Source organism: Spiroplasma endosymbiont of Tipula paludosa (assembly GCF_964264785.1).
GTDB lineage: Bacteria > Bacillota_I > Bacilli_A > Mycoplasmatales > Nriv7 > Nriv7.
On the sequence record NZ_OZ183484.1, the window covers coordinates 1,060,981 to 1,076,743 of the forward strand.

Below are 15,763 nucleotides of genomic sequence, written 5' to 3' on the forward strand. Positions count from 1 at the left end.
TTATTTTCTGGTAAGAAAAGGCAACATTCATTAAAATCGCAAATAATTATTGATTTATTTAACAATAAAATTATTTCAGTAGATTTTTGTTATGGCAGTATTCATGATTATAAGTTATTTTTAAAATCAAATACACTTATAAATCCAAAATTAGAATTAATTGCCGATTCAGGCTATCAAGGTTTGCAAAATGTTCATAAAAATACATTATTGCCAATTAAAAAGAGTAAAAATAATCCCTTAAATCCAGATAAAAAGGAATATAATAGCTTTTTAAGTAAAGTTAGAATTGCCATTGAACATGTTTTTGCTAGATTAAAAAGATTTAAAATACTAGTTTATCGTTATCGCAATAAGATTAGAAGATTTGGATTACGATTTAACTTAATTTCAGGAATATATAATTTTGAATTAAGCTAGTTATAGTTATGTACCAAGTCTATTGTGTAAAAATTCAATAATATGATAAAATAGTAATAAAATAGTAATGAATAAAAATGACAATAACAAGAAAGGTATGGTTAGTTTAGTAATTAAATAATATAATTAGCTGATTGTTTTACTTCTTCAAAGCAATACCTAAGAAAACTAAACGCGACCAATTATAATGCGTATTTAATAATTTATCTAATCAAATATGCATGATTTTAACTTCAGTAATTTTAAATTGGAGTTGTGTTTGTAAAATACCAACTTTAATTGTTATATTAAAATGATTATCATTCTTTTTAAGTTTTTCATTAATATTTTGCGAACTATGAAATAATTGAATTTTCGAATGAATATTCTTAGCTAATTTTAATGCTAGTTGATAAGCATTGCTTCTGATATGACTAGTTGTTAAAAAATGATGTTCAAAAGAAAATGATTGACTAAATAACGATTTTACTTTTGTCATTATTTCAAAATCTGATAAACCAATATTTTTTAATTTTATTGTAATGGAATTATTTATTTGATCATTAATTAATATGCTGAATTATACTTGTAAGTGCAAGTAAATAAAATTGCAAAAGATTTCATATAAAAATTTCATGATGCTAAGTTTATTTTAGAAAAAGTAAATTTAAGGAGTTTTTATATGGGATACAAACATCTTGGCATAGATGAAAGAATTTATATTGAGAATCAATTGAAATTTAAAGTAAAAATTAGTGAAATAGCTAAAAATCTTAATCGAAGTATTAGTACTATTAATCGAGAAGTTAATAGAAATAAAGATAATAATCATTATTTTTCATTAATTGCACAAAATAAAGCAGAAAATAGAAAACAATTGCATGTTTATTTTCATAAATTTAAAAATAGAGAATTAGTAAAATATGTACAACAAAAATTATTATTAGGTTGATCGCCTGAACAAATTTATGGCAGAATTAAAAATTTTCATCAAGAATGAATTATTAGTTTTAAAACAATTTACAATTGAATTTATTCTGGATTACTTGAAAAGGTTACTAGTAAAAATTTAAGAAGAAAAGGTAAGAAACGAAAATCTCAAGAAAATCGGGGTAAATTTAATGGTAAATCCATTAAAGAACGAAATGTTAATAATCGCATAACTCTTGGCCATTGAGAAGGTGATACTGTAGTATCATCACGAGGTAAAAGTAAATCATGTTTAATAACTTTAGTTGAAAGAACATCAAGATTTACTTTAGCAATATTAGTTGAAAATAGAACTACTAAAGTTATTAACAAAAATATTAGTCATTATTTATCAATTCTTCCAAATAATCTTGTTAAGACTATAACATTTGATAGGGGTAAAGAATTTGCTAATTGACAACAACTTGAAAAAAATTTAAATGTGAAAATTTATTTTGCTGATGCATATTCACCTTGACAAAGAGGTACTAATGAAAATACTAATGGTTTAATTAGAGAAAAATTTCCTAAAAAATTTAATTTTTCAAACACTACTAAAAATGCAGTTCATAAATTTATATTGTCTTTAAACCAAAGACCAAGAAAAATACTAAATTATCTTTCGCCAATCGAATATTTGGTTAGAAAAATAATTTAGTTGCACTTAACTTTACAATTTGGCATATATTATTAATATAAACCATTAAATAAATCTTTTGAGTTCCTGAGTTTAAATTTTTATTTTCATCAAAATAATTTCATAATTTAACTTGCACAACTTTACTATCATTACCTAAATAATTTTTAAGTTCTTGATTTATTTTATTAATAACATTTGCTTGGATATGATTAGCCGTAAAATTTCAATCATATTCAATTTCAAAAAATTTTTTTACTTTAATAATAAGGTCATTAAAATCTTCTTCTTCATTTATTTCTTCTTCATCATTTAAAGTCATAATATATTTATCAAGATTCATTATCATATTACTAATGATGATTAACATTTGCTCGCGTTCATAGTTTCCTAAAATTAATAAATTAGATATTATTAACCGATTATGTTTCACCTATGTCATTATTGTTTTTAATTTAGTTTTTCAATCATTTAAGTATTTTAGTTTATTTACCTTATTAATTGATAAATCTTGAAAAATTTGAATTTGTAAGTTTTTAATTTTTGTAACTAAAACATCAATTTCATTTTGCAAACGAATAAATTCATTTAACCGGTATTCATTTGTTAAATTAGGGTCTTGAACAACTTCTAATTGTTCGTTTATTAATGTTTTAACATTTTTATATCAAGAATTAATATTAGTATCGTTATTAGAAAATAATAAATAATCATTTTTACTATTTATTATTGTAGCTACAACACTATTACTTCCTAATAAAGTTCCTATAATACTAAATAATATTGAAAATTTCACAATTAAGCACTCTCCTTAATTATTATGATATCAAAGAATAATAAAAAAATAATCAATCACTTGATTATTTTTTAAAATTTTATTTACAATAACTAACTAGTAATTTTATTGTTCCCGTAATTGTTAATTGCATTATTTTATCATCTAAAATGATTGCTGATTCACCCATTTTAAAAGGTTCATCATTAATTGTTCCTGCTCCACTAACAACTGTTAATTGTAATCACTTAGTTTCATTAAAATCGTAAGTTGTTGGCAATGAATTATTAATTAAATGTAATGAAAAATATTCATTATTAACTAATAATCCATTTTCACGATGAATAACATCTAAGTTAGTATCAGGAACAGTAATTGTTGCTAAACTATCTTTTAAATGTAATGCTCGTAAATTTCCTTCATCATCTTTACGATCAAAATCATAAAGACGATAAGTAATGTCAGAAGATTGTTGTAATTCAAAAATTGTAACTTCGGGGGTTATCGCATGAACTTTACCAGGCGGAACATATAAAAAATCTCCGGGAACGATGGCAACTTCTTTTAAAAAATGCTTTCATTGCTTTTCATTAATCATTGTTGTTAATTGTTGATTATCATTAGCGTTATGACCATAAATAATTTTAGCATCTTTGGGACAATCAAGAATATATCAACACTCTGCTTTTCCTAGACTTTGATGATGAGTTTTAGCATATTCATCATTGGGATGAACTTGAACACTTAAATAATCATCACTAGTAATAATCTTACTTAATAATGGAAATTCATTATAAGTTAAATTAAATAAATTTTTATTTCTTTCATAAAACTCTTTTAATGTTAGTCCTTGAAATGAACCGTTTATAATAGCAGTAGGATTTGAATCTAAAGCACTAATTACTCAAGCTTCTCCCATATTTGTTTCATTATTAATATCATATCCTCAATTTTGAAGGCGATGAGAGCCTCATATTTTTTTAAGAAATTGCGGTTTTAATTTTAAAATTTGTGACATTAATTATTTCCCTCTTTTAAATCAAGTAGTATATTTCATAAAATTATATTTTTTTAAATTTAATTCATTATTTTTTATCATTAGTAATAGTCCATATGAAAAGCAAGTTATTAAGGTTCCAACAGCAATGATAATTAAGAAAATTGCTGTTTGTGACCCATATGGAACGGCGCCAAGGAATGCCATAATTGGTCCTCCATGTTGGGCATAATTTTGAATTGAAAAAATTCCCGCTAATCCACCAGCAATTGATGAGCCAATAACATTAGCAATAATAGCTCTTTTAGGGTCCCTAATTGCAAAAGGAATTGCACCTTCAGATATACCAATTGTTCCCATAATTAATGAGGCAATTCCTGCTTGTCGACTTTCAGCATCAAAATATTTACGAAAAATTATTGTACTTAAACCCATTCCAAGCGGTGCTACGGGAATAGCGGCTGCTATTGTTCCCATTGGTTGATAAATTTTCATTGTAACTAATGTACTAGCAGTAAAGAAAGCAACTTTATTAATTGGACCACCAATGTCAAATCCTGCCATTGCTCCAATTAATAACCCCATTGCAAAGGCAATTCCTAAGCCAATATTTTGATTACCATAAACTCAGGATAAACCATATTGCACTCAAGTCATAACATAAGAAATTGGGGCACCAATAACAAAAATAAATGTTAAAGATAACAATCCTCCAACCAAAATGGGAATAACAAAAATTGGAATGGCTGCTGATAGTGATTGTGGTACTTTTCACGAATTAATTCATTTTACTAAATATCCTGCTACTAATCCAGCGATTAATGCACCAACAAAACCCATTGGTACCATATCAATTGGTTTATTTGTAACTGAGTCAATAATATTTACTTTAAAAAACTTAAAAAAATTATTTCCCTCGTTTCCTATTAATGATGCTACCATTGCTGGCACTAAAGCAGCCCTACCCGCAATTGAATAAGCAATAAAACCACCTAAAATAGGAATCATTAAATACATGGCACTAGCTCCAATAATATTTAAATATTTTAAAAATTCAATATCATTAGGGGTAGCATTATTGTTTCCTGTAATAATTTTTGCTAAGCTAATAGATAGTGCAACTAAAATCCCTCCCAAAATAACAAAAGGTACCATATAACTAACACCGGTCATAAAGTGTTTTAAAATAGAACTATTATTTTGTTTATTTTTAGTACTAAAATTAATTGCAGACAATACTTTATTACTATTTAAAGCATCAATTAATAATTGTTCAGGATTTTTAATTGCTTGACTTACTTTAACTTGTAAAATTTTTTTATTAGCAAAACGACTTAAATCAACGCCAATATCAGATGCAATTAAAACTGCATCAGCATTAGCAATATCTTCATTAGTAAATGAATTTTTAACTCCCGCTGCTCCATGAGTTTCCACATTAATGCCATAATCTAACTTCTTTGCTGCTTGTTTTAACTTGTCAGCAGCAATATAAGTATGAGCAACACCAACTGGACAAGCAGTAATGGCTAAAATATTTGTTGGTTTTGATACTATCTTTGGTTCGTTAGCTTCTTCGCAAAACAAAGCATTAATAATTTCTTCTTTACTAAGACTATTTGTTAAAATTTCTTTAACTTTTTCATCTAATAATCTTTGAGCAATGGAACTTAAAATATTTAAGTGTAAATCACTAGCTTGAATTTTAGGAACAAGTAAAACAATTGCCATTTGTACAGGTTGATCATCAATTGCTTTTCAATCCATTTTTTGTTTAAAACGCAAAAACATTACTGCTGGTTTTTTAATGACATCATCTTGGGCATGCGGAATTGCTAAACCGGCACCCATTCCTGTTGATGTTAAAGCTTCTCTTGCTTTTAGTGCTGTAATTAAAATAGTATTATCTTGACTGTTAATAATATTATTTTTAGCAGCTAAACGAGCAATTTCATTAAAAACATCATCTTGACTATTAACATCAAGATTAAAAACAATATTGTTTAATTTTAATAAGTTTTTATTCATTTTTTTATTACCTTTCCTATATCTTTATATACTAATATTATCATATTTTTAGAATTTTAAATAATATTATTTTAATGTGAAAATTTATTGTATTGTTATATCATTTAATTTATTAATCATATTATCTGGCAATATTGGTGCTGATGGCATTGATTTTAACATTTCTTCCTTTATTCTTGTTTGCTCAGCAGAAGTTAAGTTATTATATAGTTCATTTTTATAATTTTCTAATTTCATTAAATGTTCTTGGCGATTTTTAATTTCAGTAATAATTTCATTTTTTTGTGCCATTTTCTGATTTTTTCTTATTTTTAATTCTGTTAACTTATTAATTGTATTCATACTCTTGTCAATCCATCCATTTTGAATTTCTTGGAGTAGTCTTGCTTCACGAATTATTCTTAATTGTTCATAATAATGAAGTTTTCTTTCTTTTTCTAATGGGCGCATAAAGTTTTGTTAGGTGGGAAAAGATTTGAATAAGTATTAAGACAGTCAGCAATGATTGTCTTTTTATTTTATAAGATGTTAAAAATTTGTTCTTTGAAAATTAAATACAAGTGAGTTAATAATGTTGGTATGTATTAAAAAAGCACGATAAATTGTGGGTGGTCGCCATAACCGAAAGAAGTTTACCAGTTAATAGATAACATCCTATTAGCTATAGCAATTTGTTTCGTTTTGCAATAAAAAAATGAATGGGTGGATTTCCTAAAAATATACACGCTATTAAATTAGTTCCAAGGGTAGGATGCGGATGTTAAAGTGTAGAAATTTCTATATAGGGGATATACTAAGTTTAAAATTATTAAAATCTTTATCTAATTAAAAAATAAAATTTAATAACAAAGCTTGTTAAACACTTAAATCTGCGATATATAAGTGTTTAAAAAACTAAGTTATATTAACTAAGTTAATTAACTTAGTTTATTCATAAGAAAGGTAATTTACTATGAAAAACATTGAAAACATTTTCTTAAATACTAAGAAGTATCTTTTAAAAGAAACGCAAAACGCAATGCTTATTAAAGCGCCAAAAATTCCATGATTTAATAAACAAATCGGCATTTGGTTTCCAAAGCGATTTGTTTATAAAGGAAAATACGAAAATTCAATTTGCATTGGAATAATAAAAGATAGTAAATATCAAGTAATTTCAATTAATCAACAAGAGCAAGAAACGAAGTTAATTAAAGGCCAAGATTTATTAGGCTTCTTCATTGCCGAAAAAGAAAATAACAAAAAAGATATGAATTATAACTATTTTAAAGGAGTTTAAAAATGAATATTGCAATTGGACTAATATTTATTATTATCAGCATAATGCTATCGGCATATTTTGCTTATAAAATTTATGCCAAAATAAAAATGCGAATTAAATATAAAAATGCCATTAAAAATAATACTGGTAATTTCACAAAAGACGAGAAAGTATTTATTGCTCGCTTTGAAGAATGAGTTAAAGCTCCTAATTCAAAAGAAAATAACGAGCACAAAAAATAATGTTTTGAGAAATTATTATGGAGTTCTTAAAACTGTTTGTTCCGATAGAAAAAATGCCTGCACAAGTTGCATTTATTGCCGGATTAATTATTATCATTACTTTTATTTTCGCCTTAATTTCAATTATGTATTTACCAATAAAAATGATTTTTGGGAAATAAAAAATGACAATAAACTTAAAAGAATTTAATTGAGAACAAATTAAACAAACTTTCTGAGATTTATTCATTCAAATCACAACTATCCCGGCTCATATTAGTGGTGGTAAAGAAATTGATTTAACCAAAGAAACACTTTGAATTTTAATAGCAAACATTGCTTTTTGATTCTTAACAGCAATTATGGTGTGATTTATTCTAATGCTACTTTGGAAAACCATATCAGTATTTAGATAAAAGCGAAATTAATTTCAAGAAGTTACATTAAAGAAAGGGGGTGATTATATGTTTACAACTTTCTTAGCTGAGGCACCAGCAAAAATAACAGCTAGCGATGCGATGACTAAATTGTGAAATGCAATTATAACAGCATTTACTAAAATGTGAGAAATTATTGCCGTTAATATGCCACAAGTCGGTAACTTCTTTGCTGACTACTGAATCTTCATTTTTCCATTTATTTTGGCAATATTCTTTATTTGTTTTAAAATGTTTGAAAAATTACTTGGCGCAGTCCGCTAACAAAAAATAAAGTGAGGTGCAAGATGAAATTTTGCAAATGAATAATAGAAAAAAATAACCATTTTATTGAATTGAATCGCACCTCATTTTTAATTTTATGACATTGAGGAGCAATTTGATACATTTACAACGGTTATTTCAAAAACATTGTGAGCTATTTATTTTTAGCCGGTTGTATTTTAGTTTTCCTTTTTAAAATCGGTAATTTCACACAAATTAACAAAGTGATTAACTTCTTAAAAAACTCACCATTAAATATTGTGATTGGTTCGTTAGGAACTGGAAAAACCGCCTTTCTAGTATATGCAGCAAAATTACTAAAAAAGAAGAAATATCACATCGCATCAACTTTCCCATTACTAGAAACCCAAAAATTAAGCTTAGGGCATATGGGATTATTAGACTTTGATTATCCGGTATTGCCAGACAAAACCTTACTGTTGTGAGATGAAACCAATTTATTTTTAGAAGGAACCGATTGAGAAAAAAATAATACCAAAAACGAAGAAACTGGTATTCAAGAGTATTTCGCTCTTGCACGCCATTTCGGTCATATTGTTCTCGCTAGTGGTCAAAGAGATAAACATATTTGAGTTAAAGTTCGTGATATTGCCAACAATGTGATTGTGGGAATTCGCAAAAAACCAGTTAATATTTTTCGCCCCTACTTAAAAGTCATTTATGGCACCTTTACGAGCATTGAAGAATATGAACGCTGACGAAACACCTTAATTGATGCTAAAAATAATAAAAAGGGTCGTCGCATTAAATATCGCGATATTCCTGAACTTGATATTTATTTTTTTAAACTAAAAATTCCTTTACCAATACTTAACACTTACAATTCTTTTTACCTAGCGTTTTTAAGAGATTACTTAAATTCAAAAGTGAATCCTGACTATGAAGATAAATACTATAATGACACATCAATTGATTTAGAAGACTTAGAATACTTAAAAATGGATAAATTTAGCAAATTTTTAAGAAAAATGAAAGAAAAGGAATAATGAAAAATGGAAAATCTCGCAAAAATGGCCGACTTTCTCGCTCAAATGCTTTATAAAGTTTTTGACTTAATTTGAAGTTTAGAAGTACCAGGAACAAATATTCAACTAATATTTCCTTTATTCTTAACGCTGGCTGTAGAATTTCTTATGGCAATTATTCTTGGATTTGGTAGTCAACAAGTTAATTTAGAAAAACAACGCCAATATGCGGTTAAAAATAGTGGCCGTTTAAGTGCATGAGGAAAAGTCAAAAAACAAATAAAACCAATAAAAACAAAACAAGGTAACTAACAATGTTTAAACTAATTATTATTTTTATCTTAATAACTGTTCTTGGATTATTAGCTGGTAGTCATTTTGAAACTTTAACAAACTACATTAGCGAAGGTCTTGCCAATTTCCAAAAGTTTATTACTAGTAATTTAACAATTTTAGAACTATTTAAACCAATGGCACGAACATTTTCACAACATCCAATCTTTACCATTCTTGGCGTTACTTGTGTACTTATTGCTTTATTTATTGTGATTAAAGGACGATAAAAATATGAAAGGAGAATTAAAATGAAAAAATTTTTAGCAAAATTATTTAAAAAAGATAATTTAAAAGAAAAAATGTCATTAAAATTAAGAATTAAAAATTGATTTAAAAATCATTGGTTAAAAATATTGCTTAGCATTATTTTTATCTTTATAAACTTAATACTTTGAGCTTTAACTTTATTGGATACTAAGTGAGTAATGGGAACAAATGACGAATTTATTGATTTTATTGAAAAAGATATGTATAAGTTTTTTGGTTTAAATACCGCAATTATGTTGCTTGGATTATTTGTTTATTGATTTGGTAGTGCAATATTTATTGCTTTTCAAGTTGAAAAATTAGTTTGACTTATTGTTAAGAAAATTAAGGAAAAAAGAGCTTTGAAAAATGAAACTAAACAAACTCATTAATTTTTTAAAAAGATATTGATGAATAATACTTAATTACATTATATTCATATCTTTAAGTATAGTTTTATTGTTACATACAGATATTGAAAATTTGCAACAATTTATTAAAAATTTTGGAGCAATTGGTAAGTTAATGATTATAGGTTATTCCTTAGTATGAGTAACCATAACAGAAATAGTAAACTGCTTAATTCGTTTTATGTTAAAAAATATTAAAACTAAAAGAATAATGAAAAATAAAATATTTTAAAAAGGAGTGATAAAAATGTTTATGAAAATATTTACCGTGCTAACTATTGGTTTCAATAACATTTTTACCATTCCACAAAACATTAATAATGACAAAGCAACAGCACAATCACTAATTAGAAGTAAAAGGCAAAATAATGAATCATACGAATTAAACTTAAAAAAATCAAAATTAACACTTAAATCATCAAAAGATGACAACAGCAAGTGAAATCAAAAATGAGAAATAAAAGTTAATGTAGAAAATGAATTTATGCCCAAAAACTTGCCTCCACGAATGAAACTTAATGGTTGAGAATTTTATGTTGACAAAAATGACAAGATTACACTACCAATATTAAAATCATTAGAATATGATTTAAATTGAGAAAAAAACAGTGAACCAAGATATTGAGAAAATAAAGATTTTTTATCATATCAAAATAAAAAATTAAAAAACATAAAAATGAAAGTACAAGAATGAGATAAAAATGAAAGATATGTCAAATGAAAAATATTAGAATTTGACGCACAATCAGAAATTAAACCCTCGACTGATATTGATTTGCCAGAAAAAACCACCAAATTTGATGGCAACCATAACTATAACGATGTTCTTGATAATCTTGATTACTTAATGATTCACCGTGGTGATTTTGATAAATTTAATTACTCGTATCTCTATTGAACGCCCGTATTTAATTTCATTGACACTCTAGAAAAAGGTTATTACAAAGAATTTACGATTAAAAATCACGGCTTTAAAGACGAGAGCTATTTTTATCATAAAACTTCTAGTGATAAAAATGTAGTAAATGAGAATGTTTTGAAAATTAAGGCATTTAACAAAACTCTAATTGCCGGAAATAAGTATTTACAATTGCTACACGGTGAAACCGAAATCTGAAAATATAACACTGTAAATACTAACGATTATTATTTAATTAAGTATCTCTTTGGTACCTTAAATTACCTCAATGTTAGATTTAGTTTTCTGCGCTATGACCCCAATTTAAAAAATGATATTTACCTATATTTTAAAAACAACATTCCTAGTATTAACAACAGCGATTACAAAAATGTTTTTGATGAAATCTATGAAATTCTTGGCAATTTCTTTGCTAGTTTATTTTATGCGACTTTTGATATGGACGAAAAAACTCATACCGAAATTGATTTTAAGGGTGTAGAAAACTATAAGAAGGATTACTTTATTCAAATCGGTTTCTTTTATCGTTCATTAATTACCTTTTATCCCAAAAAATACTTAGTAAATATTATAGGAAACTCAGAATTATTACTAAGAAGTTATTTCTTTACTTTTGACAAAAAAATGCACCAAGAGAATTACAATGTTATTAACAACACTAATGGCATTTATCAAATTGATTTTAATGTCCTTAAATCTTACGACAATAAACTGATTACCTTGCCAACCAGCAAGACTGCTAATAGTATTAATTATCTCAATACCGATATTGATATTCGTTATGGTATTAATATTTTTACCCTAACCTTTCCTCTTTATCACAAAGGTAATATCTCTAATTACAATTTTAAAATTTATGACTTTAATGTCTTAAATTCCACAGCCTTTATTCCTGATGGTTCCACCAACTCAGAATGAGATGACTTAATCCCGCCAGCAAATTGCAAATATTCAGGGCGATGAATACCCACATTTAATGATATTGGTTGTGCCATTCAAAATGCTAGTATTAAAATGCTAAACTGAATGCTGACAGCGTCACAAATCATTACAATTTTGCGACCATTAGCAATTATTGCAAAAGCAACAGTTAACTTTTCAACCGCCATTTTTCCAGTTTTTAAAACGGTGCCAGCTTTTTACTATACCTTTCAATTTTTAATCGGTTTTGCCATTTTTCTAATGATATTAAGAATTTTTGTATAATTATTATATATATATATATATATTAAAAAAACAAAATAAAGGAGTTAAATTTATGAAAATTTTAAATATAATAGTTCTTTTGGGGCTGACAACATTGCCAATAGTTGGGTGCTCTAAAAAAGAAAATAAACCAATATTAGAAATTAAGAATGAATCATACGAATTAAACTTAAAAAAATCAAAATTAACACTTAAATCATCAAAAGATGACAACAGCAAGTGAAATCAAAAATGAGAAATAAAAGTTAATGTAGAAAATGAATTTATGCCCAAAAACTTGCCTCCACGAATGAAACTTAATGGTTGAGAATTTTATGTTGACAAAAATGACAAGATTACACTACCAATATTAAAATCATTAGAATATGATTTAAATTGAGAAAAAAACAGTGAACCAAGATATTGAGAAAATAAAGATTTTTTATCATATCAAAATAAAAAATTAAAAAACATAAAAATGAAAGTACAAGAATGAGATAAAAATGAAAGATATGCCAAATGAAAAATATTAGAATTTAAAAATAATTAAACTGTTAAAATCACTACCCCCAAAATGTAGCTTTATATGACGATACTGCTCTTAAACAACTAAGTAAGCAACTTTTTATTTTTTCTCTTTTATATTTTGACAAAACAAAAAAACAGTAATTAATTAAAATTACTGGTTTGAATAGTTTGCTTATTTTTCAAAAACAATTAAACTATTGAAGTATTAATAATTAATTTCGGCTCCGCTTCTTGTGCCAAAGAAATTTTTGCTTTTCCATTAAAAGTTATACTGTTATCTTCATTGATAGTAATTTCATCTGGCAATAAGCTATGTTTTTTTAATATTTGCGTCGCCTCTTTAATTGATAATGTAATTGTTTATTCCTTGTTATTATCATCAATTATTTTAGCAGTAATTGTTCCAGTAATTTTTTGTTTTAAATTTAGTGCATTTTCAAAATGAATTTCTCGGACTGAATATTTAAATATTATGCGTTCGTGAGGTGCCAAGTCTATTTCATCTCCTACATCGCTAAAACAATATAAAATCATTTCTTGTTCTTGTTTATTAATATTTGATAATACATTAATGATTTCAGATTATTTATTAGACTTGGTACATAACCTTTAATTTTATCTACTATTTTGATAATTATTTTTTAGATGAAATACAAATGTTAGATAAATACAAAGATAAAAATGAATTTTATAGTTTAGTCGGCATAAAATGTTATAGTTATGTACCAAGTCTATTATTTAAATTAACAAAGTTATGTAATTGCATTTCATCATCAGGATTTATATTTTAACCATTTAATTTATTTTCTTGTTTTACTTTAGTTAATCCTGTTGTAATTTGAAATACTAATTTTGATTTTGTATCATAGTTAAATTTAGGTATTTTAACTGTTTTTATAACTGAAGAATTATTAATGCGTTTTCTCTTTTTAAAACATGCCTCTTTAAAATTAAAAATATGTAATAATTCTGAATCTAAAATTTTTATGGTTTTTATTTAGAAAAACTTGTAATTATGAGCTCATGCAATTTTCCCTTCATATTAAATATCATGCCCCTGTCCCGACAATAGCACCTTCAATATTACCTATGATAGGAACCACGGTCCCCACGGCCAGCCCACCACCTAAACCAATAGCAGCTTCAGTAAAATTAGTTTTAGATATTTCCGGAACTTGACAACTACTTCCCGCAGAAGCGTGATCATTAAATCATAATGTATGTTCTCTTCGATAATTTCAATCTGTCATACTTCCCATAATTCCAGTAAAAGATGCTAATTGCCCTCCATACGGGAGCGGTGATTCTTCATCATCATGCATTCTTGTAGGAGTTAAAAATGAATTTAAACCAGAAGAATTAAATGTATCAAATGTTCCTGTTCATGGATCCATATATGTATAAATAGCATTATTATATTCATTTGTAACACCAGTAATTAAAATAAAATGACTATGATCATCTTCATTTAATTGTCTAGAACCATGATACATAAATGCAGCCGGAGCATCATTTTGCAAGCTATAGGAAACAAGATTATAAAATCTATTAGTAATAGTATTATCATTATATGCTAAATCAAAATTATTTATTGAATATGTTCTACTATGATTTAATCTATTAACTGAAATAATATTATTAATTCTGGCAGTTCAATCTTCCATTGTTGTTCCGCCCTCTTGTGTATTCATTCGCTGAGCTAAAGTATTTTGAAATTGTTGGTTGGTTTGATTATTAAAATTGTTGTCTGCTGATTGTAATCCAAAATATCTTAATATCGCCTCAGCAATAGCGGGGCCACACCAAAAATCTTCTTGTTGTGTAACTGAATTTAAAATTAAATTAATTATTCTATTATTGTTAGCCCTTCTATTCAATGTGGGTGAATTTGTCGGGGTATTTTTATTTAATAAATTTAATTTAATAATATGTACACTATTAATTTTGTCAGGATATGTTTTAATAAACATTATTGGTCCATCAATACCATTAATTTTTGTTGCGGTTGTTTCTCCAGCTTTACGTAAATAAATCCCATTTGTGGTTCCGAAGTAAATATCACCAATTTTACGATTGCCACCATCAGTTGTAAAAGTATACATCGTTATTACTGGATTAGAAGCAATAGTTTGTTTATTTGCAACACTATTTCCGTCAATATAATAAACATCACCTTTAAAAGTTATAACATGTACAGAACCATTATTATTATGATTATAATGTTGTATTAAAACAACAGGATCATTGATCTCTTCAATTTTAGTTACGGTTGTTTCTCCAACTTTACGTAAATAAATCCCATTTGTGGTTCCGAAGTAAACATCACCAATTTTACGATTGCCACCATCAGTTGTAAAAGTATACATCGTTATTACTGGATTAGAAGCAATAGTTTGTTTATTTGCAACACTATTTCCGTCAATATAATAAACATCACCTTTAAAAGTTATAACATGTACAGAACCATTATTATTATGATTATAAGGTTGTATTAAAACAACAGGATCATTGATCTCTTCAATTTTAGTTACGGTTGTTTCTCCAGCTTTACGTAAATAAATCCCATTTGTGGTTCCGAAGTAAATATCACCAATTTTACGATTGCCACCATCAGTTGTAAAAGTATACATCGTTATTACTGGATTAGAAGCAATAGTTTGTTTATTTGCAACACTATTTCCGTCAATATAATAAACATCACCTTTAAAAGTTATAACATGTACAGAACCATTATTATTATGATTATAAGGTTGTATTAAAACAACAGGATCATTGATCTCTTCAATTTTAGTTACGGTTGTTTCTCCAGCTTTACGTAAATAAATCCCATTTGTGGTTCCGAAGTAAATATCACCAATTTCACGATTGCCACCATCAGTTGTAAAAGTATACATCGTTGTTATCGGATAAGGAACATCTGTTTCTTTTTTTAAACTTGTTTCAGAATTAATTCAATATATTTCAGTATTAACATTAATATTAGAATTATTTTCTTTTTTAACTCTATTTAAATTTTCTGAATTATTTGTTTGTTGATAATTAATTTCTTTATTTATTATTTTATTTTCTGGTATTTCTGCTGAGGCATTAGCTAAGATTATTGGCGTTATGCTCGATAAACTCGTAATTGTTGTTAGCATAGCTAGTAATTTTTTCATATTAATT

21 protein-coding genes are annotated in these 15,763 nt (G+C 26.4%); 13 read left to right on the forward strand and 8 right to left on the reverse strand.

Annotated elements, in window-relative coordinates:
• Positions 1-420: a transposase family protein gene (locus ACFEL5_RS06350; RefSeq protein WP_375315760.1), complete on the forward strand. Its 420-nt coding sequence runs from the start codon at positions 1-3 to the stop codon at positions 418-420.
• A gap of 139 nt (positions 421-559) precedes the next feature.
• Here the strand turns inward: ACFEL5_RS06350 and ACFEL5_RS06355 are convergent, their stop codons facing one another.
• Positions 560-898: a hypothetical protein gene (locus tag ACFEL5_RS06355; RefSeq protein WP_375315262.1), complete on the reverse strand. Its 339-nt coding sequence runs from the start codon at positions 896-898 to the stop codon at positions 560-562.
• Positions 899-1,081: 183 nt separating this feature from the next.
• On the opposite strand from ACFEL5_RS06355, the gene ACFEL5_RS06360 reads away from it, so the two are divergent.
• On the forward strand, positions 1,082-2,026 hold the full coding sequence (locus ACFEL5_RS06360; protein WP_338966716.1) for an IS30 family transposase: 945 nt from the start codon (positions 1,082-1,084) through the stop codon (positions 2,024-2,026).
• Here the strand turns inward: ACFEL5_RS06360 and ACFEL5_RS06365 are convergent.
• The 5 genes from ACFEL5_RS06365 to ACFEL5_RS06385 all read right to left on the reverse strand — a co-directional run bounded on the left by ACFEL5_RS06365 (position 2,010) and on the right by ACFEL5_RS06385 (position 6,147).
• Complete coding sequence (locus ACFEL5_RS06365; protein WP_375315263.1) at positions 2,010-2,348, reverse strand: hypothetical protein; 339 nt, start codon at positions 2,346-2,348, stop codon at positions 2,010-2,012. The two genes, ACFEL5_RS06360 and ACFEL5_RS06365, sit on opposite strands and share 17 nt — an antisense overlap.
• Positions 2,349-2,438: 90 nt before the next feature.
• Complete coding sequence (locus tag ACFEL5_RS06370; RefSeq protein ID WP_375315264.1) at positions 2,439-2,801, reverse strand: hypothetical protein; 363 nt, start codon at positions 2,799-2,801, stop codon at positions 2,439-2,441.
• Between the two features lie 79 nt (positions 2,802-2,880).
• Positions 2,881-3,798 (reverse strand): type I phosphomannose isomerase catalytic subunit, encoded by a 918-nt coding sequence (locus ACFEL5_RS06375; RefSeq protein WP_342190118.1) that lies wholly within the window; start codon positions 3,796-3,798, stop codon positions 2,881-2,883.
• Between the two features lie 3 nt (positions 3,799-3,801).
• Positions 3,802-5,805, reverse strand: coding sequence for a PTS fructose transporter subunit IIABC (locus ACFEL5_RS06380; protein ID WP_342190119.1), 2,004 nt, complete (start codon positions 5,803-5,805; stop codon positions 3,802-3,804).
• Between the two features lie 84 nt (positions 5,806-5,889).
• The gene (locus tag ACFEL5_RS06385; RefSeq protein ID WP_342190120.1) at positions 5,890-6,147 is read right to left on the reverse strand and encodes a hypothetical protein; all 258 of its coding nucleotides are present in this window, start codon (positions 6,145-6,147) and stop codon (positions 5,890-5,892) included.
• A gap of 610 nt (positions 6,148-6,757) precedes the next feature.
• Between ACFEL5_RS06385 and ACFEL5_RS06390 the strand changes: the two genes are divergently transcribed.
• From ACFEL5_RS06390 to ACFEL5_RS06435, 10 genes are all read left to right on the forward strand, one after another.
• Positions 6,758-7,084 (forward strand): hypothetical protein, encoded by a 327-nt coding sequence (locus ACFEL5_RS06390; protein ID WP_375315265.1) that lies wholly within the window; start codon positions 6,758-6,760, stop codon positions 7,082-7,084.
• 2 nt (positions 7,085-7,086) lie between these two features.
• Complete coding sequence (locus ACFEL5_RS06395; RefSeq protein ID WP_342278158.1) at positions 7,087-7,308, forward strand: hypothetical protein; 222 nt, start codon at positions 7,087-7,089, stop codon at positions 7,306-7,308.
• A 17-nt stretch (positions 7,309-7,325) separates the two neighbouring features.
• On the forward strand, positions 7,326-7,469 hold the full coding sequence (locus tag ACFEL5_RS06400; protein WP_375315266.1) for a hypothetical protein: 144 nt from the start codon (positions 7,326-7,328) through the stop codon (positions 7,467-7,469).
• Between the two features lie 282 nt (positions 7,470-7,751).
• Positions 7,752-7,988, forward strand: a complete 237-nt coding sequence (locus tag ACFEL5_RS06405) for a hypothetical protein (RefSeq protein ID WP_342189962.1) — start codon at positions 7,752-7,754, stop codon at positions 7,986-7,988.
• 23 nt (positions 7,989-8,011) lie between these two features.
• The gene (locus ACFEL5_RS06410; protein WP_375315267.1) at positions 8,012-8,995 is read left to right on the forward strand and encodes a hypothetical protein; all 984 of its coding nucleotides are present in this window, start codon (positions 8,012-8,014) and stop codon (positions 8,993-8,995) included.
• Positions 8,996-9,001: 6 nt separating this feature from the next.
• Positions 9,002-9,286, forward strand: a complete 285-nt coding sequence (locus ACFEL5_RS06415; RefSeq protein ID WP_342189513.1) for a hypothetical protein — start codon at positions 9,002-9,004, stop codon at positions 9,284-9,286.
• Positions 9,287-9,288: 2 nt separating this feature from the next.
• Positions 9,289-9,537, forward strand: a complete 249-nt coding sequence (locus ACFEL5_RS06420; RefSeq protein WP_215826579.1) for a hypothetical protein — start codon at positions 9,289-9,291, stop codon at positions 9,535-9,537.
• 21 nt (positions 9,538-9,558) lie between these two features.
• Positions 9,559-9,948, forward strand: a complete 390-nt coding sequence (locus ACFEL5_RS06425; protein ID WP_375315268.1) for a hypothetical protein — start codon at positions 9,559-9,561, stop codon at positions 9,946-9,948.
• 265 nt (positions 9,949-10,213) lie between these two features.
• A complete protein-coding gene (locus ACFEL5_RS06430; RefSeq protein ID WP_375315269.1) occupies positions 10,214-12,091 on the forward strand; it encodes a hypothetical protein in 1,878 nt (625 codons plus the stop codon).
• A 52-nt stretch (positions 12,092-12,143) separates the two neighbouring features.
• Complete coding sequence (locus ACFEL5_RS06435; protein WP_375315270.1) at positions 12,144-12,620, forward strand: hypothetical protein; 477 nt, start codon at positions 12,144-12,146, stop codon at positions 12,618-12,620.
• Between the two features lie 338 nt (positions 12,621-12,958).
• Here ACFEL5_RS06435 and ACFEL5_RS06440 read toward each other — a convergent pair whose 3' ends face one another.
• A complete protein-coding gene (locus ACFEL5_RS06440; RefSeq protein ID WP_375315271.1) occupies positions 12,959-13,132 on the reverse strand; it encodes a hypothetical protein in 174 nt (57 codons plus the stop codon).
• Between the two features lie 122 nt (positions 13,133-13,254).
• Here ACFEL5_RS06440 and ACFEL5_RS06445 point away from each other — a divergent pair, with 122 nt between their 5' ends.
• Positions 13,255-13,389, forward strand: a complete 135-nt coding sequence (locus ACFEL5_RS06445) for a hypothetical protein (RefSeq protein WP_375315272.1) — start codon at positions 13,255-13,257, stop codon at positions 13,387-13,389.
• A 222-nt stretch (positions 13,390-13,611) separates the two neighbouring features.
• Here the strand turns inward: ACFEL5_RS06445 and ACFEL5_RS06450 are convergent, their stop codons facing one another.
• A complete protein-coding gene (locus tag ACFEL5_RS06450) occupies positions 13,612-15,756 on the reverse strand; it encodes a hypothetical protein (protein ID WP_375315273.1) in 2,145 nt (714 codons plus the stop codon).
• Between the last annotated feature and the right edge of the window lie 7 nt (positions 15,757-15,763).